This is a genomic window from Pseudomonas sp. GW460-LB5, assembly GCF_059423245.1.
In genome coordinates this window covers 344768-367323 of the sequence record NZ_JBWKXT010000001.1, presented here as the reverse complement: position 1 = coordinate 367323, position 22556 = coordinate 344768, and the positions used below count along the sequence as shown (strand labels likewise).

Annotated in this window: 15 protein-coding genes; 12 read left to right on the top strand and 3 right to left on the bottom strand. The window is 63.4% G+C overall.

All coding sequences use genetic code 11. The annotated features are described in order from the left end of the window. Positions 1–13 precede the first annotated feature (13 nt). The 3 genes from glpK (at position 14) to glpD (ending at position 4173) form a co-directional block, all read left to right on the top strand. Entirely contained in the window at positions 14–1513 is a 1500-nt protein-coding gene (glpK, locus tag AC07XM_RS01670; RefSeq protein WP_016488789.1) for a glycerol kinase GlpK, read from the top strand. Between the two features lie 101 nt (positions 1514–1614). Then, on the top strand, positions 1615–2370 hold the full coding sequence (gene glpR, locus AC07XM_RS01665) for a DNA-binding transcriptional repressor GlpR (protein WP_016488790.1): 756 nt from the start codon (positions 1615–1617) through the stop codon (positions 2368–2370). Positions 2371–2643: 273 nt separating this feature from the next. Beyond that, the gene (gene glpD, locus AC07XM_RS01660) at positions 2644–4173 is read left to right on the top strand and encodes a glycerol-3-phosphate dehydrogenase (protein WP_016488791.1); all 1530 of its coding nucleotides are present in this window, start codon (positions 2644–2646) and stop codon (positions 4171–4173) included. 37 nt (positions 4174–4210) lie between these two features. Here the strand turns inward: glpD and AC07XM_RS01655 are convergent, their stop codons facing one another. Next, a complete protein-coding gene (locus AC07XM_RS01655) occupies positions 4211–8338 on the bottom strand; it encodes an NEL-type E3 ubiquitin ligase domain-containing protein (protein ID WP_102688900.1) in 4128 nt (1375 codons plus the stop codon). 340 nt (positions 8339–8678) lie between these two features. Here AC07XM_RS01655 and AC07XM_RS01650 point away from each other — a divergent pair, with 340 nt between their 5' ends. The 7 genes from AC07XM_RS01650 to AC07XM_RS01620 all read left to right on the top strand — a co-directional run bounded on the left by AC07XM_RS01650 (position 8679) and on the right by AC07XM_RS01620 (position 15548). Beyond that, positions 8679–9596, top strand: coding sequence for a glutamate/aspartate ABC transporter substrate-binding protein (locus AC07XM_RS01650; RefSeq protein WP_060520009.1), 918 nt, complete (start codon positions 8679–8681; stop codon positions 9594–9596). 142 nt (positions 9597–9738) lie between these two features. Beyond that, entirely contained in the window at positions 9739–10485 is a 747-nt protein-coding gene (locus AC07XM_RS01645; protein WP_016488794.1) for an amino acid ABC transporter permease, read from the top strand. Further along, positions 10486–11157, top strand: a complete 672-nt coding sequence (locus AC07XM_RS01640) for an amino acid ABC transporter permease (RefSeq protein ID WP_016488795.1) — start codon at positions 10486–10488, stop codon at positions 11155–11157. It begins immediately after the preceding gene. Next, a complete protein-coding gene (locus tag AC07XM_RS01635) occupies positions 11154–11888 on the top strand; it encodes an amino acid ABC transporter ATP-binding protein (protein ID WP_016488796.1) in 735 nt (244 codons plus the stop codon). The genes AC07XM_RS01640 and AC07XM_RS01635 overlap by 4 nt, the downstream gene beginning before the upstream one ends. A gap of 69 nt (positions 11889–11957) precedes the next feature. Beyond that, positions 11958–13862 carry a two-component sensor histidine kinase AauS gene (gene aauS, locus AC07XM_RS01630; RefSeq protein ID WP_016488797.1) on the top strand — a complete coding sequence of 635 codons (1905 nt, stop codon included), beginning with the start codon at positions 11958–11960 and terminating at the stop codon, positions 13860–13862. Then, on the top strand, positions 13859–15187 hold the full coding sequence (gene aauR, locus AC07XM_RS01625) for a two-component response regulator AauR (RefSeq protein ID WP_016488798.1): 1329 nt from the start codon (positions 13859–13861) through the stop codon (positions 15185–15187). The genes aauS and aauR overlap by 4 nt, the downstream gene beginning before the upstream one ends. Before the next feature lie 25 nt (positions 15188–15212). Then, complete coding sequence (locus AC07XM_RS01620; RefSeq protein ID WP_102688901.1) at positions 15213–15548, top strand: GlpM family protein; 336 nt, start codon at positions 15213–15215, stop codon at positions 15546–15548. Between the two features lie 29 nt (positions 15549–15577). Here AC07XM_RS01620 and AC07XM_RS01615 read toward each other — a convergent pair whose 3' ends face one another. Then, positions 15578–16573 (bottom strand): alpha/beta fold hydrolase, encoded by a 996-nt coding sequence (locus tag AC07XM_RS01615; RefSeq protein ID WP_016488800.1) that lies wholly within the window; start codon positions 16571–16573, stop codon positions 15578–15580. Between the two features lie 196 nt (positions 16574–16769). Here AC07XM_RS01615 and metR point away from each other — a divergent pair, with 196 nt between their 5' ends. Next, positions 16770–17687, top strand: a complete 918-nt coding sequence (metR, locus tag AC07XM_RS01610; protein WP_102688902.1) for a transcriptional regulator MetR — start codon at positions 16770–16772, stop codon at positions 17685–17687. Here metR and AC07XM_RS01605 read toward each other — a convergent pair. Beyond that, positions 17671–18084, bottom strand: a complete 414-nt coding sequence (locus AC07XM_RS01605) for an NUDIX hydrolase (protein WP_023047129.1) — start codon at positions 18082–18084, stop codon at positions 17671–17673. The two genes, metR and AC07XM_RS01605, sit on opposite strands and share 17 nt — an antisense overlap. 130 nt (positions 18085–18214) lie before the next feature. Here AC07XM_RS01605 and AC07XM_RS01600 point away from each other — a divergent pair, with 130 nt between their 5' ends. Beyond that, positions 18215–22495 carry a DEAD/DEAH box helicase gene (locus AC07XM_RS01600; RefSeq protein WP_102688903.1) on the top strand — a complete coding sequence of 1427 codons (4281 nt, stop codon included), beginning with the start codon at positions 18215–18217 and terminating at the stop codon, positions 22493–22495. The last annotated feature ends 61 nt before the right edge of the window (positions 22496–22556 follow it).

The window sequence follows — 22556 nt, the reverse complement described above, 5'->3', positions numbered from 1 at the left end:
AAGGCCTACGACCATGACAGACACCCAGGACAAGAACTACATCATCGCCCTGGACCAGGGCACCACCAGTTCGCGTGCCATCATTTTCGACCGCGACGCCAATGTGGTGGGCACCTCCCAGCGCGAGTTCGCCCAGCACTATCCGCAGGCGGGCTGGGTCGAGCACGACCCGATGGAAATCTTCGCCACGCAGAGCGCGACCATGGTCGAGGCCTTGGCACAGGCAGGCATCAGTCATGCCCAGGTCGCCGCAATCGGCATCACCAACCAACGCGAAACCACCGTGGTATGGGACAAGGAAACCGGCCGCCCGGTTTACAACGCCATCGTCTGGCAGTGCCGCCGCAGCACCGAGATCTGCGCCCAGCTCAAGCGTGACGGCCATGAAGACTACATTCGCGAAACCACCGGCCTGGTCACCGACCCATACTTCTCCGGCACCAAGCTGAAGTGGATCCTTGACAATGTCGAGGGCGCCCGCGAACGCGCCGAGCGTGGCGAACTGTTGTTCGGCACCATCGATACCTGGCTTATCTGGAAGTTCTCGGGCGGCAAGGTGCACGTCACCGACTACACCAATGCCTCGCGCACCTTGATGTTCAACATCCATAGCCTGCAGTGGGACGACAAGCTGCTGGAAATCCTCGGCATCCCGCGGCAGATGCTGCCCGAGGTTCGTTCTTCTTCCGAAGTGTATGGCCATACCAAAAGCGGGATTGCCATTGCCGGCATTGCGGGTGACCAGCAGTCGGCACTGTTCGGCCAGATGTGCGTGGAGCCGGGCCAGGCCAAGAACACCTACGGCACTGGCTGCTTCCTGCTGATGAACACCGGCGAACAGGCGGTCAAATCGTCCCACGGCCTGCTCACCACCATCGCCTGCGGCCCGCGCGGCGAGGTGGCCTATGCGCTGGAAGGCGCGGTGTTCAACGGTGGTTCCACCGTGCAGTGGCTGCGTGATGAGCTGAAGATCGTCAACGACGCCCTGGATACCGAGTACTTCGCCAGCAAGGTCAAGGACAGCAACGGCGTCTACCTGGTGCCGGCCTTCACTGGCCTGGGTGCACCGTACTGGGACCCCTATGCCCGTGGTGCGCTGTTCGGCCTGACCCGCGGCGTGAAGGTGGACCACATCATCCGCGCTGCACTGGAGTCGATCGCCTACCAGACCCGCGATGTGCTCGATGCCATGCAACAGGACTGCGGCCAGCGCCTGTCCGAGCTGCGTGTGGACGGTGGCGCGGTGGCCAACAACTTCCTCATGCAGTTCCAGGCCGATATTCTCGGAACGTGCGTAGAACGCCCGCAAATGCGCGAAACCACGGCCTTGGGCGCTGCCTACCTGGCCGGCCTGGCCTGCGGCTTCTGGAGCGGCCTGGACGAACTGCGCGACAAGGCGATCATCGAGCGCGAGTTCAGCCCGCAGCTGGATGAAACGCAGAAAGAGAAGCTGTACGCCGGCTGGAAGAAGGCCGTCGAACGCACCCGTGACTGGGAAGATCACGAGGCGTAAAGCACATGGGGGCCGCCATGCGGCCCCCATCGTCTACTGGCCGTCATCCCCTTCCTACGGCATCATTGCAGAATTTGTCCGGCTGCCCCAAAGGACCGCCCATGAATCTGCCACCCCGCCAACAACAAATCCTCGAACTGGTGCGCGAGCGCGGTTACGTCAGTATCGAAGAAATGGCGCAGCTGTTCGTCGTGACACCCCAGACCATCCGTCGTGATATCAACCAGCTTGCCGAACTCAACCTGCTTCGCCGTTACCACGGTGGCGCGGCGTATGACTCCAGTATCGAGAACACGGCCTACGCCATGCGTGCCGACCAGATGCGCGATGAAAAGCAGCGTATTGCCGACGCCGTGGCCCGGCAGATTCCTGACCATGCCTCGGTGTTCATCAACATCGGCACCACCACCGAATCCATCGCCCGCGCACTGCTCAACCACAATCACCTGAAGGTCATCACCAACAACTTGCACGTGGCGGCGATCCTGGCTGCCAAAGACGATTTCGAAGTGCTGGTGGCGGGTGGCACGGTGCGCCGCGACGGCGGTGTGGTCGGCCAGGCCAGTGTCGACTTCATCAACCAGTTCAAGGTGGATTTCGCCCTGGTGGGTATCAGCGGCATCGACGAGGACGGCAGCCTGCTCGACTTCGACTACCAGGAAGTGCGGGTATCCCAGGCGATCATCGCCAATGCCCGGCAAGTGATCCTTGCCGCAGACTCCAGCAAATTCGGACGCAACGCCATGGTGCGTCTGGGCTCGATCAGCTTGGTCGACTGCCTGGTGACTGACCAGGCGCCTACCCCTACCCTCACTCAGTTGCTGAACCAGTACAAGATCCGCCTCGAGGTGGTTTGAGGGCTGACGGGTGCTTGTCGCAACATTTTTGGTGCCTGCGAGATCGTGCGCCGCGCGGCCGGCGCTCGATCTCACAGGCGTCACAACTATTCCGGCATGCACCCGCCAACCTCAAACCATACAGCCGAAATTTTCGAAAATGTTCACTTTATTGTCATCCAATCAGTTTTTTCTATAAAGACTGACTGGCGACGGGCTTTCTGTTGCGCTAGTATTTTCGGAAACGAACATCAATGTTCATATTCGATGTGAACAGCCTCAGGAGGCTTGCCCGTGTCCCAGCCCGTTTCGTCCCAGCCACCACTCGCTGACTGCTATGACCTCGCCGTGATCGGCGGTGGCATCAATGGCGTGGGCATCGCTGCCGACGCCGCCGGGCGCGGCTTGAAGGTGTTCCTTTGCGAAAAGGACGATCTGGCGCAGCACACCTCGTCGGCCAGCAGCAAGCTGATTCACGGTGGCTTGCGCTACTTGGAGCACTACGAGTTCCGCCTTGTGCGCGAAGCCTTGGCTGAACGCGAAGTGCTGCTGGCCAAGGCACCGCACATCGTCAAACCGATGCGTTTCGTTCTGCCACATCGCCCACACCTGCGCCCGGCCTGGATGATTCGCGCCGGCCTGTTCCTGTATGACCACCTGGGCAAACGCAAGCGCCTGGGGGCCTCGCGCAGCCTGCGCTTTGGCCCGGGTTACCCGCTCAAGCCGGCGATCACCCGCGGCTTCGAATACGCCGACTGTGCAGTGGACGACGCGCGGCTGGTGGTGCTCAATGCCATGGCCGCCCGTGAGCATGGCGCGCACATCCATACCCGCACCCGCTGCCTGCGCGCAGAGCGCGTAGACGGCGTATGGCAGGTCGAATTGCAGCATGCCGATGGCACCCTGCAGAGCATTCGTGCTCGCGCCCTGGTCAACGCCGCCGGCCCATGGGTCGCCAGTTTCATCAAGGACGACCTCAAGCTCGATGCGCCGTACGGCATCCGCCTGATTCAGGGCAGCCACATCATCGTGCCGCGCCTGTACGAAGGGGAACATGCCTTCATCCTGCAGAACGAAGACCAGCGCATTGTCTTCTGTATCCCTTACCTGGACCGGTTCACCCTGATAGGCACCACGGACCGCGAGTACAGCGGCGACCCTGCCAAGGTGGCGATCACCGAACAGGAAACCGACTACCTGTTGAAAGTGGTCAACGCGCACTTCAATCATCAACTCAGCCACGGTGATATCCTGCACACCTACTCCGGCGTGCGCCCGCTGTGCAACGATGAATCCGACAACCCGTCTGCCGTCACACGTGACTACACCCTCGCGCTTAGCGCAGCGTCTGGCGAGGCGCCATTGCTGTCGGTGTTTGGCGGCAAGCTGACCACCTATCGCAAGCTGGCGGAATCGGCCATGAGCGAACTCAAGCCGTTCTTCAGCCAGATGGGCAAAAGCTGGACTGCCGACGCACCATTGCCCGGCGGTGAAGACATGAGCACGCCCCAGGCATTGGTCGAAGCGCTGCTGGCACGGCATCAATGGCTGGCAGTGGACATCGCCAAACGCTGGGCGGTGACTTATGGCAGCCGCACCTGGCAACTGCTGGACGGCGCACAGGGCCCGGAAGACCTGGGCCAGGCCATGGGGGGTGGCTTGTTCACCCGCGAAGTCGACTACCTGCGTGCGACCGAGTGGGCCGTCACCGCCCAGGACATCCTGTGGCGGCGCAGCAAACTTGGCCTGTTCACCAGCCCCAGCGAGCAGCGGGCACTGGCCGATTACCTGGCTCAAGGCGACGCCCGCAGCAACGCCGCCTGAACCGCCCGGGCGACCGCCAGCCGGTCGCCCCCTCCCCTTAGGCTTCCCGCTGGTACGCCTCACGGGCCAATTCCAGGTACAGTTCGCGCTCTTGGGCATTGAGCGACTCCATCAACGCAGCGGCGCGCTCCAGATAGCGCTGCTCGCCCGCTTCTGCGACCTCGCGCTCGGCCTGCTCCAACTGTTCATGAAAGGGAGCAGCCAGCGCTTCGAAGCGCTCCAGGTAACGGGTACGCACATGCTCTTGCCAGAAATCGCGCTCCGCCAGTGCGCGGCTGAGCACCTCGATGTTCTCTCCCGCCAGCACTTCAGCGCCCGCACGCCGTACCTGGGTTGCCGTCACACGGCTGTGTTCGGGGTAATTCATGTGCCCAGGTTGCGCTGGCAGCCCAAGCCGCTCAGCCAGGTTGACGCGGTAGGCGAGGTAAACCTCGATATCATCCACGGCAGCGTAAGGGTCACGGCGCAGCTCCTGAATATGCCGGGCGGCGATGCTGTCCACCTGATCCAGGCGATACAGGGAACGCCCCAGGGGCAGCAATGCCTGTTCGGCCTGGATGGCAGAACCGTTACCGGGCGAACTTAGGGCAATGTGGGCCCTGACTTCCAGCTGACTGAGAATCAGCAGCAGCCGGTCCTCACAGGTCCGGCGCCCTTGGGTCTGCCAGAACACGGCTTCGCGTACGTCGGTGTTGTCGGTACACAGCTCCAGAATCCGCCATACCCTTGCTCGGTAATAGCGCGGGTGTTCGATGAAGTCGTCAGAGCCGGCGAAATCTGCCAGAAAACGAAACAGGTCTGCCGACTGCGGCTCCTCGGCCAGCTGGGTCCAGATCTGCATGCGCCGGGTGCGTACCGCCTCGCTTGCACTTCCCAGCCATTCCTCAAACGTGCCGACATCGGCAATGGCATGATGATAGGAGCTGCTGCGGTTGACCGGCGAATCGCTGAGGCTACTGGCAATCGACGCCTCGCTCGCTTCGTCCAGAGGGTTGTCATGCAGCGACAGGCGTTGCAGACGGGCGCCCAGTGTACGCAGATGCCCGGTGACCTGGCGGATCTGGTTTTCCCGCATGTCCACCAGGCCACGCCACGGCATCGCAGCTTCATCGGGCAAGGTTTGCAGCCCGGTTGCGCGCAGCGATACCTCACGCAAGTGGCGCAAGCTTGAAAGGTCAGGCACCTGACCCAACGGGTTGTAGTTCAGGTCGAGCACCTGGAGTGACGTGAGGCTGGCCAGCCTTTGGCTGCCTGGGGTATCGACGATGATCTGGTTACCCGCCAGATGCAGGCTGCGCAGGCCGGTAAACTGCTCCAGGCCAACCGGCAAACGGGTCAACTGGTTGTTGCGCAAGTCGAGTTCGCGAAGGTGAGTGAACCTGCGCAGAAAATCCTCTTCGATCTGCTCAAGGGCCATATTGCGCAACGTCAGGCGCCGAACATGGCCAAAGTCGATGTCCGCCGGCAAGCTCGGCAGGCTGCCCACTTCTTCGCCGTCGATATGCAGTGAAAAATCGTCACCGGCGAGGCCAGCGGTCTTGCGCCGCCAGGTCCGCCGTATCTGGTTGGCCACACGTTGCCTGCGCAGCCCGTCCATGAAGCTCACGCGCTGGCGTTGCCAGGTGTCCAGCGCCTCGCGCAAACTGTGCAGCTGCCGCTGAAGCTGGCTGAGGTGGTCCCACAGGCCAACCCCGCGGTCCGCAAGATTGCGCAGATAAGCGTCCAGCTGTGCGTCAGTCAAGGTCGGGAAAATGTCATGGATGCCGCTACGGATTGCCCGCCGGCTGCTTTCGCCCCCTCCACTGAGTGCATAACCGACGCGGCTGTCGATTCGCAGCGGCGGACGATAGCGTTCTGCAATAGGCGTCAGCCCCATCAACTTCGCCGTTCTTTCCCGATCCGCACTGGCCAGACGCGCAATCCGGTCGCCGAGTTCATGCGCCGTGAGCTGGCTTGCGCCAAGCATGGCCTGCTGCCCCGCGTCCAGCGTGTGGATCAGGCATGGCAGAAAGCCCTGGCCCAGTACCGGGGCGCGGGCATCGGCCAATTGATAACCCTGTTCGGTGTGGATGATGGTTCTGATATCAGTTGCGTTGACGTCCCCGCTGGCGGTTACCAGACGCCCCCCCGCCTCACCCAGGCGCAACTCGATACGCATCGAAGCCGGCCAAGGGGCCCGATGAGCAATCCATCCCAGTATCACACGCTGGGTATCGGCATTTACCGCTCCTTCGTGCTCGAATCCCATCAACGCACGGTCCACCCGGCTCTCGCGCAAGAACCAGCGGGCACGCTCGGCCAAGACCAGCGGCACCCGGCCACTGTCCAGCAATGCCTTGATCTGTGCCCCACTGGCCAAGGCAAGGATCTCTTCGGCGCCACGCACCGACAAGCCGGGGAAGACCTTGATCAGCGAAGCCCCCGCAACCGATGCCTTATCTTGCCCGGCGGCCAGCTCTCGTTCGAATGCGCGCCCCTGCAGATGAGGCTCCGACGCATGGAGCTCGTAGCGTTCATGGGCATCGCGCAGGCGCGCAGGGCCGGGCTCACCTTGCAGGTGCAAATGGCGCAACTGCTCGTGATCCAGGCCGGTGATACGCAGGAGCGTTTCAGCCTGTTGGTCAGGGATTTGCGCCAGGGCGCCGTCAAACCTGCGCATCAGCGCACCACCACCCTCCAGGTAATGAGCAGAAGGCGGCCAGTGCGCCAGCCTGGCCCGGCCCTCGCCCTCGTGTAGGGGCCTCAACGCATCGACAAAGGGCACACGTTCGAGCACACGGCTTACGCCCACATGCACAGCGCCCACCACGGCGCCGGCCGCCAGGTTCTGCGCCACGCCCATGAGGTGATCGAGCGCCCCCTGACGGTCGCCGAGGCGCCAGTCCTCATAGCCTTTGTACACCTCGCTGACCACATCCACCGCTGCCACGGCGAACATCACCTCGCCCAGTACCGGAATGAACAGTGCCGCCAGATTCAGTGTATCGAGCCCTGCACTCTTGAGGACCTCCAGGCGCTCATGGCGCTCGATAGCGGCCTCGTCAGCGGTCGGCACCGCCAGGATTCTTGCATCATCGAGCATCTTGTCTACCTGCAAGCCACGCAGGTAGGCAAAAAGCGGTGTCTCGATGGCGAAATGCCGTCCATCCAGAACCGCGGGTGCCTGCGCACTGCTCGCCGCGATCAAGCGCTCAAGGGTTGCCGTGAAGGTCGGCCTGTCCCGTTCGCTGATGAAGCGACTGAAAAACCAGCGGTAGTGGGGCGCGCGCATGCGCTTGGCCAGCCACAGGTAAAAAGCCTCCCAGGAAGCGTGCTTGGCCACCGCTCGCTGCGGGTCCAGGGGGATCCAGCTGACGATGCCTTCCAGCGGCCCGTCGGCGTGTTCGCGCAACTCCAGCGTGACCACCCCATGGATACGCTTGCCCAGCAGGTACAACTGACGCGGTGTGACAACGCCAGTGACCGCAGGCACGACAGGTTTGGCGGCGAACACAGGCAACAAGCGCAGGTAGTCGACCTCGTCCAGCTCGGACTTGATGCGGGCCATGCGCACCGCAACATCCATCTTCGCCCGCAAGCTCTCTTCAAGCATGCGCTGCACCGCTTCCCGGGCCAGGTTTTCAGGCGCTGGCGGCCGGCTTTTCGGGAACAGCTGGGCGCGCAACTTTTGCTGGTACTGCCCACCGATATCGAGTTTCCGGCAGCAGCGGGCAAACGCCTCATAGGTCAGCGCCAGCTTGCTCCCCTGCGCGTCCTGCAGGTGGGCACGCCGCATGAATGACGGCACGGTATCGGCTTCGTGGAAGTTGTGCAGCGCGGCCGTGAGTAAAGGTTGCACGCTGTAGAGCGTGCGCCAAGGCGTATGCAGGCGTGGCGCAGCGCTGGGCATCGGCACATCATCCTCGATGTACACCCGCATGCTGCGCACATCGACGTCGGCCAGCCCCTCGGCGCGCAATGCCGGCTCGAGCACCTGTGTGGCAAAGGCCTCCAGGCTGGGTATGCTGGCCAGCGTTTCCTTTACACGTTCGGCTGCTGCCTGCTGAGTGCGCAGCGCCCGGTGCAAGGTCAACAGAAGGTCGGCATCGGCCGTTTTCAACCAATCCGCCATCTGGCGGGCAATGAAGGCGTCGACGGAATCAGAAGGTATCGGGATCACGGACACGGCAGGAGCTCCACAAGATGAAGCTGCAAGCTCAACAGCTCGCCTTAAGTGGCGGGTGTTACTTAATGCTGGCGCACCGCGGTCAGAGCGCCGGCATTCGTTCGGATAGCCGAACGCGATACCGCCCCTCGTTCGGTAATCCGACAACAGAAGAATGCTCAAAAACCTTCATACAGGGTTCATGCCCAGGCTTTGCGCGGGGCTATGATCATTGGCAGGGCTTGGCACGACTCATGCTCTACACTTGGTAGCCGAATGCACTCGCTTCTTGCTGTATTCGTTGAACGAAAGAGTCCGCCAACGGCTCCATAAAAAAAACAAACACGTCGAGGAAAATTTGATGCGTATCGTTCGTCAATTGCTGGGCGCCGCCATCGCGGCCGCTGTGATCGCTTCGCCGGCCATGGCCGAAGAACTGACTGGCACCCTGAAGAAGATCAAGGAATCGGGCACCATCACCCTGGGCCACCGCGACTCCTCCATCCCGTTTTCCTACCTGGCCGGCAAACCCGAGCCCGTGGGCTACTCGCATGACATCCAGCTGGCTGTCGTCGACGCCCTGAAGAAGCAACTGGGTACGGACATCAAGGTCCGTTACAACCTGGTCACCTCCCAGACCCGCATCCCGCTGGTGCAGAACGGCACCGTCGACCTTGAGTGCGGCTCCACCACCAACAACGTCGAGCGCCAGCAACAAGTCGGCTTCTCGGTCGGCATCTTCGAAGTCGGTACCCGCCTGTTGACCAAGGTCAAGGACGGTCAACCTGCATACAAAGACTTCCCGGACCTGGCCGGCAAGAACGTGGTGACCACCGCCGGTACCACCTCCGAGCGCATCCTCAAGGCGATGAACGCCGACAAGCAAATGAAGATGAACGTGATTTCCGCCAAGGACCACGGTGAAGCCTTCAACATGCTCGAAAGCGGCCGCGCCGTGGCCTTCATGATGGACGATGCGCTGCTGGCCGGTGAAATGGCCAAGGCACGCAAGCCATCCGACTGGGTCATCACCGGTACCCCGCAGTCGTACGAAATTTACGGCTGCATGGTGCGCAAGGAAGATGCTGCGTTCAAGAAAGCGGTCGACGACGCCATCGTGGGCTACTTCAAATCGGGCGAAGTCAACAAGAGCTACGACAAGTGGTTCAATCAGCCGATCCCGCCTAAAGGCCTGAACCTGCAGTTCCCGATGAGCGACGAGCTGAAAAAGCTGATCGCCGAGCCGACCGACAAGGCTGCGGACGAGAAGAAGTCCTGATCCTCAGATAGTGGCCTGGTGCTCAACAGCACGAATCAATTCTGCAGGCCACTCATTAGTGTCTAACCTTTCATCCGAGGGCGCCAAGCGCCCCCGGATGCTCGAAGGTGCCCGTGAAACAACCGTCTGAGGGGAAATCCCGATGAATTACAACTGGGACTGGGGCGTGTTCTTCAAGTCCACCGGCGTGGGCAGCGAAACCTATCTGGACTGGTACATCACCGGCCTGGGCTGGACCATCGCCATCGCCATCACCGCCTGGATCATTGCGCTGCTGCTGGGGTCACTCCTCGGTGTCATGCGTACCGTGCCGAACCGTCTGGTATCGGGCATCGCTACCGCCTATGTGGAACTGTTCCGCAACGTGCCACTGCTGGTGCAGCTGTTCATCTGGTACTTCCTGGTGCCGGACCTGCTGCCGGAAGGCTTGCAGGAATGGTTCAAGCAGGACCTCAACCCGACTACCTCGGCGCTGATCAGCGTGGTCGTCTGCCTGGGCCTCTTCACCGCCGCCCGCGTCTGTGAACAGGTACGTACCGGTATCCAGGCGCTGCCCAAAGGCCAGGAAGCCGCCGCACGCGCCATGGGCTTCAGCCTCCCGCAGATCTACAACAATGTGCTGCTGCCGCAGGCTTACCGGATCATCATTCCGCCGCTCACCTCCGAGTTCCTCAACGTCTTCAAGAACTCCTCGGTGGCATCGCTGATCGGCCTGATGGAACTGCTGGCGCAAACCAAGCAGACCGCCGAGTTCTCCGCCAACCTGTTCGAGGCGTTCACCCTGGCCACGCTGATCTACTTCACCCTGAACATGGGCCTGATGCTGCTGATGCGCATGGTCGAGAAGAAAGTCGCCGTGCCTGGCCTGATTTCCGTGGGAGGCAAGTAAATGGACATGGATTTCAGCGAAATCATCCCGGCCCTGCCAGCCCTCTGGGAAGGTATGGTCATGACCCTGCAGCTGATGGTCATGGGCGTTGTCGGCGGTATCGCACTGGGCACCATCCTGGCGCTGATGCGCCTGTCGTCGAGCAAGCTGCTGTCACGTGTGGCAGGTGCCTACGTCAACTACTTCCGCTCGATCCCGCTGCTGCTGGTGATCACCTGGTTCTACCTGGCGGTGCCGTTCGTGCTGCGGTGGATTACCGGCGAAGACACGCCAGTGGGTGCGTTCACCTCTTGCGTGGTAGCCTTCATGATGTTCGAGGCGGCGTACTTCTGCGAGATCGTGCGTGCCGGCGTGCAGTCGATTTCCAAAGGCCAGATGGGCGCCGCGCAAGCGCTGGGCATGAACTACGCGCAGACCATGCGCCTGATCATCCTGCCCCAGGCCTTCCGCAAGATGACCCCGTTGCTGCTGCAACAGAGCATCATCCTCTTCCAGGACACCTCGCTGGTATACACCGTGGGCCTGGTGGACTTCCTCAACTCGGCACGTTCCAACGGCGATATCATCGGGCGCTCCCATGAGTTCCTGATCTTCGCCGGCGTCGTCTACTTCATCATCAGCTTCTCCGCTTCGTGGCTGGTCAAGCGCCTGCAAAAAAGGATCACCGTATGATTTCCATCAAGAACGTCAACAAGTGGTACGGCGACTTCCAGGTACTGACCGATTGCAGCACCGAGGTCAAGAAAGGTGAGGTGGTGGTAGTCTGCGGCCCGTCGGGCTCGGGCAAGTCCACCCTGATCAAGTGCGTCAACGCGCTGGAGCCGTTCCAGAAGGGCGACATCGTGGTCGACGGCACGTCGATCTCCGACCCGAAGACCAACCTGCCGAAGCTGCGTTCGCGGGTGGGCATGGTGTTCCAGCACTTCGAACTGTTCCCGCACCTGACCATCACCGAGAACCTGACCATTGCGCAGCGCAAGGTGCTGGGCCGCAGCGAGGCAGAAGCCACCCAAAAGGGCCTGGCCCTGCTCGACCGTGTAGGGCTCAGCGCCCACGCCAAGAAGCACCCCGGCCAACTCTCCGGCGGGCAGCAGCAACGCGTGGCCATCGCCCGCGCCTTGGCAATGGACCCGGTCGTCATGCTGTTCGACGAACCCACCTCGGCACTGGACCCGGAAATGGTCAGCGAGGTGCTGGACGTGATGGTGCAACTGGCCCACGAAGGCATGACCATGATGTGCGTGACCCACGAGATGGGCTTTGCCCGCAAGGTCGCCAACCGGGTCATCTTCATGGACAAGGGCAGCATCATCGAAGACTGCACCAAGGAAGAGTTCTTCGGCGATCAGAGTGCCCGCGACCAGCGCACCCAGCACTTCCTCAGCAAGATCCTGCAGCACTAATCCGGCCACTCCATCCGCTGCCACGGGACCCACCGGGCAGCGGATGCTGGTCGTGACAAGGCCACTGTGATGAAATGCGACCCCTCGCTACTGCTCCCTGCCAAGCCTGCCGTGAATTCCCGCCTGATCCGACAATTGCTGTTACCGCCACTGATCATTCTGCTGATGGTCGGCCTGGGAATGGCTGGCTACCTGATCAGCGAGAGCAACGGCATCCGCACCCTCAGCGAAAACGGCGAGCGCCAGCTGGAGCTGCACGCGCGTACGGTCGAAAGCGAAATCAGCAAATATACCTACCTGCCCAGCCTGCTCGAGCTGGAAGACAGCGTTTCACACCTGCTCACCGAGCCGGACGGCGGCTCGCGCCAAACGGTCAATGAATACCTTGAGGGGCTAAATCGGCGCAGCCGCAGCCGCGCCATCTTCGTCCTCGACACCAATGGCCGGGTACAGGCCACCAGCAACTGGCGCGACGCCGACTCGTTTCTCGGTGAAGACCTGTCGTTCCGCGCCTACTTTCAGACGGCTGTGCGCGGCGAACCCGGGCGTTTCTACGGCATCGGCAGTACCACGGGCGAAGCCGGCTATTACCTGGCCCATGGGCTTGAAGAACACGGCAAGATCATTGGCGTGGCGGTGATCAAGGTGCGTCTGGATACGCTCGAGGAGCGCTGGCAGCGTGCCCGCCTGGAGGCATTCGTCAGCGACGAGAACGGCATCATCATCCTCTCCAGTGACCCGGCCCGACGCCTGAAGTCGGTGCGCCCGCTGACCCCGCAAATCAAGGAGCGCCTGGCGCGCAGCCTGCAATACTACTGGTGGCCGCTCAACGAACTGCAGCCACTGGCCCGGGAAACCCTGGCCGATGGCGTGGAAAAGCTGACCTTTCCGGCCAACAGTGAAACCGCGCACGGCAAGCAGCACGAAGTGGCCTACCTGGCCCAGACCCGGCGCCTGGCCGATACACCCTGGCACTTCACCCTGCTGACCCCGCTGCAGGACCTGCGCCGCGAATCCATGGTGCAGGGCGTCCTGGTGGGCGTAGCCTTTGCCTTGCTGGCCATACTCGGCATCGCCTGGAACGAGCGGCGCAAGGTCATTGCCACCCGCCTGGCGGCCCGCGAAGCACTTGAGGCAGCCAACAACCAGCTGGAGCGACGCATTGCCGAACGCACGGCAGACCTGCGCGCCAGCAACGAACGCCTGAAAGGCCAGATTCGCGAGCGCAGGCATGCCGAGCAGACCCTGCGCCACGCCCAGGATGAGCTGGTGCAGGCTGGCAAGCTGGCCGCCATCGGGCAGATGTCCACCAGCATTGCCCATGAACTGAACCAGCCGCTGGCCGCGCTGCGCACGTTGTCTGGCAACACCGTGCGCTTCCTCGAACGCGGGGCGCTGGAAACGGCCAGTACCAACCTGCGTACCATGAACGACCTGATCGACCGCATGGGGCGCATCACCGCCAGCCTGCGCTCGTTCGCCCGGCGCAGTGACGACAGCGGCCAGGCCTCACTGGCCAAGGCGGTAGAGGCCACCTTGCAGGTGTTGGCCAACCGCATCAGCGCCTGCCATTTGCAGTTGCACCACCAGTTCGAGGACCAGCAACTGGCCATCGACCAGACCCGCCTGGAGCAGATTCTGGTCAACCTGATCGGCAACGCCCTCGATGCCATGGCCGCACAACCGTTGCCCGAGCTGTGGCTGGAAGGCGAGCTGCAGGGTGACAAGTACCGCTTGCAGGTGCGCGACAATGGCCACGGCATCGACGCTGAGGCGCGCAAGCACCTGTTCGAACCTTTCTTCACCACCAAACCGGGCGAACATGGCCTGGGCCTGGGTCTGACCCTGTCGGCGAGCCTTGCCGCCGCCGCCAAGGGCAGCCTCAATGTCGAGCACCCCGCCACTGGCGGCACGGCCTTCGTCCTGGCCCTGCCCCTGGTCACCCCTCCTAGCGAACCGGCAGAGCAACCATGAACCAAGCGCCACTTACCGTCCTGATCGTTGAAGACGACCCGCATGTGCTGCTCGGCTGCCAGCAGGCACTGGCCCTGGAGGACATCGCCTGCGAGGGCGTGGGCAGCGCCGAGCAAGCGCTGGAACGCATCGGCGACGATTTCGCCGGCATCGTCGTCAGCGATATCCGCCTGCCGGGCATCGATGGCCTGGAACTGCTCAACCGCCTGAAGGCCCGTGACCGCAGCCTGCCGGTGGTGTTGATTACCGGTCACGGTGACATCGACATGGCGGTCGGTGCCATGCGCAATGGCGCCTACGACTTCATGGAAAAACCGTTCTCCCCCGAACGCCTGGTCGACGTGGTGCGCCGCGCCCTCGAACATCGCGGGCTGTCACGCGAGGTGGTGGCCCTGCGCCGTCAACTGGCCGAGCAGAGCAGCCTGGAGGGACGCATCATTGGTCGTTCGCCGGCCATGGAACACTTGCGCGAACTGATCGCCAACGTCGCCGATACCTCGGCCAACGTGCTGATCGAAGGCGAGACCGGTACCGGCAAGGAGCTGGTCGCCCGCTGCCTGCACGATTTCAGCCGGCGCCAGGGCCAGCCCTTTGTAGCGCTGAACTGTGGCGGCCTGCCGGAAAACCTGTTCGAGAGCGAGATTTTCGGCCACGAGGCCAACGCCTTCACTGGCGCCGGCAAACGCCGTATCGGCAAGATCGAACACGCCAACGGAGGCACGCTGTTCCTCGATGAAGTGGAAAGCATGCCGATCAACCTGCAGATCAAGCTGCTGCGCGTACTGCAGGAACGCACGCTGGAGCGGCTGGGCTCGAACCAGAGCATCCCGGTGGACTGCCGGGTGATTGCAGCGACCAAGGCCGACCTCGATAGCATGGGCCAGAGCGGCCAGTTCCGCAGCGACCTGTACTACCGGCTGAACGTGGTAACCCTGGAGCTGCCTCCCCTGCGCGAGCGCCGTGAAGACATCACGCAGTTGTTCGAACACTTCCTCCAGCAGTCAGCCCTGCGCTTCGACCGTGAAGCACCGATGCTGGACAGCCAGATCCTGTCACGCCTGATGGCCCACGACTGGCCGGGCAACGTGCGCGAGTTGCGCAACGTGGCCGAACGCTATGCCCTGGGCCTGCCGGCGTTCAAAAAGGGCCCCAGCGGCGGCGCCAGCCAGGGCCTGGGCTTTGCCGAGGCAGTGGAAGCGTTCGAGCGCAACCTGCTCAGCGATGCACTGCAACGCACGGGCGGCAACCTGAGCCAGGCCAGCCAGGAGCTGGGCATGGCCAAGACCACGCTGTTCGACAAAGTGAAAAAGTACGGCCTCGGCTGACCTCAACCCAACCTGGAAAGAAAACGTGGACCTGGTATTCAAAGCTGCGCTCGGTGCTGGCGTGGTGCTGCTGCTGGCGGTGCTGTCGAAAACGCGCAACTACTACATCGCAGGGCTGGTGCCGCTGTTTCCCACCTTTGCCCTGATTGCCCACTACATCGTTGGCAAGGGGCGCGGCATTGCCGACTTGAAGGCCACCATCCTGTTCGGCATGTGGTCGATCATTCCCTATTTCGTGTACCTGGCAACCCTGTATGTGCTGGTCGACCGCCTGCGCCTGGAGACGTCGATGGCCCTGGCCACGGTAGCGTGGCTGATGGCCGCGACCGTGCTGGTGACCTTGTGGGTGCGGATGCACTGATCAAAATGCGCGCTGACTGCTTCGCGGAGTCAGAGCCCGGCGATGTGCGTGACCTCTTGCCTGTGCGCCTGCAAATAAGGCAATACCGCCCCCAGCAGCGGCGCCTTGAACGGCTCCTGAAAGCGGTGCGCCAACCCAGGTATCAGGCGCAACTGGCTGCCCTGGATATGCGCCGCCAGGTGCACGCCGTGCATCACCGGCAACAACGGGTCGGCCGTGCCATGCACCACCAGCGTCGGCACACGAAGCTGGTTCAAAAGCTCGACGCGGCTGGGCTCGGCCAGTATCGCCATGATCTGGCGCTTGGCCCCGTCCGGATTGAACGCCCGGTCATAGGCGACCGCCGCCTGGCGCAGCAATACCGCGCGGTCGTCCCGCACCTCGGGGCTGCCTAAAGCCGCCAGCAGGTCGGCCTGCTGCTCGATGGCCACTTCGCGGTTCGGCGCGCTACGCCGGGCCAGCAGTTGCACCAGCGCCGGGGCCGGCGCAGGCAGCCCCGCTGCCCCTGAACTGGACATGACCAATGTCAGGCTGCGCACGCGCTCGGGGGCCATGGCTGCCAGATGCTGGGCGATCATGCCGCCCATGCTCACGCCCAAGACATGAAACTGGCGTACACCCAATGCGTCCATCAGGCGCAAGCCGTCATCGGCCATATCCGTCAGCGTATAGGGCGCCGCCACCGGCAGGCCCAGCTTGTAACGCAACAGCTCGACCGTCAGGTTGGCCGACGGTGGCACCTGGTTCCAGCGTGACAGGCCGACATCGCGGTTGTCATAGCGGATCACCCGAAAGCCTTGGCGGCACAGGGCCTCGACCACATCGTCCGGCCAATGAATCAGCTGCCCGCCCAGGCCCATCACCAGCAGCAAGGCCGGGTCACGCTGCGCCCCGACGCTCTGGTACACCAGGCTGACGGCGCCCAGCTCGGCACGCTGCACCGGCACATGGGCGTCACAATGCTGTTCGGCGAAACTCGCCGGTACGCTGAACATGAAGAAAAGAAAAAGCCAAAAAGCCCGCATGAAAGAAACACCAGAATGCAGATCCCCAGTAGAGCGCGAGTCTGATGAATTCTGTTCGATCGCGCTGCCACAGTTCGGTGACAGTTTCATGACTCCCGCCAGGCGGTGCATCCAAATGCCCAGTCGACAGCCGTGCCAACATGAGGGAAACTCAACTCACCCCCTGTTTCTTTAAATTTCAACCCCGGAGTCAGCAGTGCTGGAGATCCGCCACCTGAAAACCCTTCATGCCCTGCGCGAAGCCGACAGCCTGGTGGAGGCCGCCGAGCGCCTGCACCTGACCCAGTCGGCGCTGTCGCACCAGTTCAAGGAACTGGAAGAACGCCTGGGCCTGCCCCTGTTCGTGCGCAAGACCAAGCCGATCCGCTTCACCAGTGCCGGGCTTCGCCTGCTGCAACTGGCCGATGCCACCCTGCCGCTGCTGCGCAGCGCCGAGCGCGACATCGCGCGCCTGGCCGGCGGCACTGCCGGGCGCCTGCACATGGCCATCGAATGCCATAGCTGCTTCCAGTGGCTGATGCCAACCATCGACCAGTTCCGCGACGCCTGGCCGGAGGTGGAGCTGGACCTGGCCTCCGGCTTTGCCTTCGCCCCATTGCCGGCCCTGGCCCGCGGCGACCTGGACCTGGTGGTGACCTCCGACCCGGTGGACCTGGCAGGCATCACGTATGTGCCACTGTTCACCTATGAGGCAATGCTGGCGGTGGCCAACCAGCACCCGCTGGCCAGCAAGCCTTACATGGTGCCGCAAGATCTGCTCGACCAGACGCTGATCACCTACCCGGTGGAGCGCGACCGCCTGGACATCTTCACCCGCTTCCTGGAGCCGGCCGACATCGAGCCGGCCGCCGTACGCACCTCGGAGCTGACGGTAATGATGATGCAGCTGGTAGCCAGCGGCCGCGGGGTATGCGGCATGCCGCACTGGGCACTGCACGAGTACAGCTCGCGCGGCTATGTGAAGGGCAAACGCCTGGGTGAGAAAGGCCTGTTCGCCACCCTTTATGCGGCCGTGCGCACCGACATGCTCGATGCGCCTTACATGCGCGACTTTTTGCTGACCGCCAAAGACACCTCGTTCGCCACCCTCGATGGGGTCAGCGCGGTGCGTTGAGCGCCTGGCGGTACAGCGGCAGGATCAGGTCGCGGGTCAGCGGCGCCAGTGGCATGACGGGCGCCTGGTCAGCGGCCAGCCAGACAACCTCTTCGATCTCCGCAGCCGGGACCACGGCTGCGGCGCTGTCGACACGAAACAACTCGGCCTGCACTTCGAAGCCAGGCTCGTTGGCGGCTGGGGCACTGAACTGGCCCAGGTGCACGGCCTGGGCCGGGTCGATGTGCAAGCCCAGCTCCTCGTTCAACTCGCGCACCAGTGCCTGCACCGGCGTTTCACCGGCATCGATCTTGCCGCCTGGCTGCATGAAAGCCCCGGTGCCGCGCTTGCGCACCAGCAGGGTTCGGCCCTGAGGGTCGATCAGCAGGGCGGCGGCGATGCGGATTATGTTCGGCATGGATCAGCTCACTCAAGAAATCAAAGAAGGTATCGCCTGCGCTGGCCGGCGATAGGGCCAGCGCAGGCAACATAGCATCCGCGACGAACGGCCCCTTGCCAACCCGCCGCGTACACTCCATAACCAACACATGAACCTGCCCGCCAAACACCACCCGGTGCTCGCGCTGTTCCACCCTGCCGTGCGCACCTGGTTCCGTCGCCATTTCGCCACGGTCACTGAAGCCCAGGCACAGGCCTGGCCGCTGATCCATGCGGGCCAGTCGATGTTACTGGCCGCGCCGACCGGTTCGGGCAAAACCCTCAGTGCTTTCCTGGCGGTGCTCGACGAGCTGTTCCGTGAAGGCCTGGAGCACCAAGGTGAGCTGCCCGCGCAAACCCAGGTGATCTACGTTTCACCGCTGAAGGCCCTGTCGAATGATATTCGCCTGAACCTCCAGGCCCCGCTCGAAGGCATCAGCCTGGCCCTCACAGACCAGGGCCTGAACGCCCCACACATCACCACAGCCGTGCGCACGGGCGACACGCCACAAAAGGAACGTGCTGCCATGCGCAAGCTGGCCCCGCACATTCTGGTGACAACCCCCGAATCGCTGTACGTGTTGATGGGCTCGGCTTCGGGCCGTGAAGGCCTGGCCAACGTGCACACGGTAATCGTCGACGAAATTCACGCATTGGCCGGCAACAAGCGTGGCGCCCACCTGGCGCTGACCCTCGAACGCCTGCAAGCCTTGTGCAAACGGCCACTGCGGCGTATCGGCCTGTCCGCCACGCAACGCCCGGTCGAGCGGGTGGCACAGTTTCTGGTCGGTAGCGGGCGCCCCTGCGCCATCGTCGATGTAGGCCATGCGCGCGAACGCGATCTGGCCATCGAAGTGCCGCCGGTGCCACTTGGCGCGGTAATGGCCAACGATGTCTGGGGCCTGGTCTACGACCGCTTGGCCACCCTCGCCCGCGAACACCGCACCACGCTCGTATTCGTCAACACCCGGCGCCTTGCCGAGCGCATCACCCGTCACCTCAGCGACCGGCTGGGCAAGGAGGCGGTCGCCGCGCACCATGGCAGCCTGTCCAAGGAGCTGCGCCTGGGTGCAGAGCAGCGGCTCAAGCGCGGCCATTTGCAGGTGCTGGTCGCCACCGCTTCGCTGGAGCTGGGCATTGATATCGGCGATATCGACCTGGTGTGCCAGATCGCCTCGCCAGGTTCGATTGCCGCCTTCCTGCAACGGGTTGGCCGCGCCGGCCACCAAGTGGACGGCGTGCCCAAGGGGCGCCTGTTCGCCACCTCACGCGATGACCTGATCGAATGCGTGGCCCTGCTGGACTGCGTGCGCCAAGGCGAACTGGACGAGCTGCACATACCCCGGGCACCGCTGGACGTGCTGGCCCAGCAGATCGTGGCCGAAGCCAGTAACAAGGACTGGCACGAACAAGCCCTGTTCGACTGCTTGCGCCAGGCCACGCCCTACACCGAGCTCGACCAGCGCCACTACCAGGCGCTGCTCAGCATGCTCGCCGAGGGCTACAACGGCCGCCAGGGTATCCGCAGCGCCTATTTGCACCGCGATGCGGTCAGCGGCACCTTGCGCGGCCGTCGCGGCAGCCAACTGACGGCGTTGACCAGCGGCGGCACCATCCCTGACAACGCCGACTACACCGTACTGCTGGAACCACAGGCGCTGAACATTGGCAGCGTCAATGAAGACTTTGCCGTGGAGAGCATTGCCGGCGATATCTTCCAGCTGGGCAACGCCTCCTATCGCATTCTGCGCGTCGAGGCGGGCCGCGTACGGGTGGAAGATGCCCATGGCCTGCCGCCGACCATTCCGTTCTGGCTGGGTGAAGCGCCCGGGCGCAGCAACGAGCTGTCTGCCGCCGTGGCGCGGCTGCAGGCACGGGTCGACCAGCAACTGGCCCAGGCTGACGGCGACATGGTCGAGGTACTGGCATGGTTGCAGGCTACCTTCGAACTGGACGAAGACAGCGCCAGCCAGTTGCTCGACTACCTGGCCCGCACCCGCGAGGTGCTTGGCGCCCTGCCCTCGCAGGACACGCTGGTGATGGAGCGCTTTTTCGATGAGTCCGGCGGGACCCAGCTGATCATCCATTCGCCCTACGGCAGCCGCATCAACCGCGCGTGGGGCCTGGCCCTGCGCAAACGCTTCTGCCGCACCTTCAATTTCGAGCTGCAGGCTGCCGCCAGCGAAGATGCCATCGTGCTGTCGCTGTCGACCAGCCACAGTTTCGCGCTGGACGAGGTGTGGCGTTACCTCAATAGCCGCAGTGCCGAGCAGATCCTCGTCCAGGCGGTGCTGGATGCGCCGCTGTTTGGCGTACGCTGGCGCTGGAACGCCGGCGTTGCAATGGCCCTCCCGCGCTTCGTGGGCGGGCGCAAGGTCGCGCCACAGATCCAGCGCATGAAGAGCGAAGACTTGGTGGCCGCCGTGTTCCCAGACCAGATCGCCTGCCTGGAAAACATTGCCGGCGAGCGGCAGATACCCGATCACCCGCTGGTCGAACAAACCCTGGACGACTGCCTGCATGAGGCGATGGACAGCGAAGGTTGGCTGGCCCTGTTGCGACGCATGGAAAGCGGGGCGGTACGTCTGTTGTGCCGCGACCTGCCCGCGCCTTCGCCACTGGCCTCTGCCATTCTCAATGCCAGGCCGTACGCTTTTCTGGACGATGCCCCGCTGGAAGAACGGCGCACCCAGGCAGTACTCAACCGACGCTGGAGCGAAGTGCACAGTGGCGACGACCTGGGCGCGCTGGACGCTGATGCCATCGCCGCCGTCGCGGCAGAAGCCTGGCCACAGCCAGGCAATGCAGACGAAATGCACGAAGCGCTGATGGGCCTGGGCGCCATCAGCCAAGCTGAAGTGCAGGGCAATGCCAGCTGGGACCTGTTGCTCAGGCAACTGGCCAAAAATGGTCGGGCCTTGCGCCTGGCGGACGAAAAGCTGTGGTTGGCGCGTGAGCGACTGGGCCTGCTGCAGAGCGTGTATCCGGACGCTGTGCTGGAACCTGCCTTGCAGATGCTGCCTGGGTTCGATCAGCCCCCCGAGCCGGACCTTGCCCTGACTGAACTGTTACGTGCCCGTCTGAGTGGCCATGGCCCCAGCACCGCGCCACAGATAGCCGCACCGCTTGGCAAGCCGTTGCCAGCCGTCGAGCAGGCACTGGCCCGCCTGGAAGCTGAAGGCTATGTGCTGCGCGGGCATTTCAGCCCTGGTGCAACCGACCTGCAGTGGTGCGAACGCCATTTGCTGGCGCGCATTCATCGCTACACCGTGAAACGCCTGCGCCGGGAGATCGAACCGGTCAGCCTCCAGGACTTCATGCGCTTTCTGTTCGACTGGCAGCACTTGGCACCTGACGAGCGCTTGCGTGGTCCGCAGGCGCTGGCCGAAGTGCTGGGCCAGTTGCAGGGGTTTCCCAGCGCCGCCGGGGCGTGGGAGGCGGAACTGCTGCCTTCGCGCATCAAGGACTACAGCCCCCACTGGCTCGACGATGCCTGCCGCAGCGGCCAGTTTGCCTGGAGCCGGCTGGCGGCAACTTTGGCGAGCAGCACCCTATCAAGTACCCCACTGGTGCTGCTGCCGCGCGACCAGCTGAACACATGGCGCAGCCTGGCGCCCGCCCCAACGGTGGATGCCCTTGGCCTGCGTGCGCAACGTGTGCACGAAGCGCTTAAAACCGAGGGAGCGCTGTTCTTCGATGAACTGGCGCATGAGGCACGTCTGCTGCCCAGCGAACTGGAAACTGCGCTGCAGGAGCTGGTGGGTTCGGGCCTGGTCGGTGCGGACAGTTTCACCGGCTTACGCAGCCTGATCACCCCTGCAGCCAAGCGCAGCTCGCGTAACAGCCGCCGTGGCCACCCGCCGCTTTCCAGCAGCATGGCGCATGCCGGGCGCTGGGCACTGCTGCGCCGCAGCGCTACGCCACCGGATCAAGACCAGCGCCTGGAGTACATCGCCCGCACCCTGCTGCGCCGCTATGGCGTGATCTGCTGGCGGCTGCTGGAGCGCGAGAGTGATGTACTGCCGCCCTGGCGTGAACTGCTGCGCTGCTATCACCGGCTGGAGGCGCGTGGCGAGATCCGTGGTGGGCGCTTCATTGCCGGGCTGGCGGGTGAACAGTTCGCCTTGCCGGAGGCGGTGGGGTTGCTGCGGCAGGTGCGCCGCCGCGACCCGGACGGGACGTTGCTGGTAGTGAGTGGCAATGACCCGCTGAACCTGACCGGCTCGTTGCTGCCCGGGGCGAAAGTGCCAGCGGTGAGTGGTAACCGCTTGTTGTATCGCGACGGGGTACCGGTGGCGGTACGGGTGGCCGGGCGTTACTCGTATCTGGTCGAGGCGCCCGCACAAGAGCAGGAAATCTGGCGGCAGAAACTGCTGCGTGACAAGCACTGAGCGTTAGCGGCTGTACCGGCCCTATCGCCGGCAAGCCAGCTCCCACAAAGATGTCACTTCG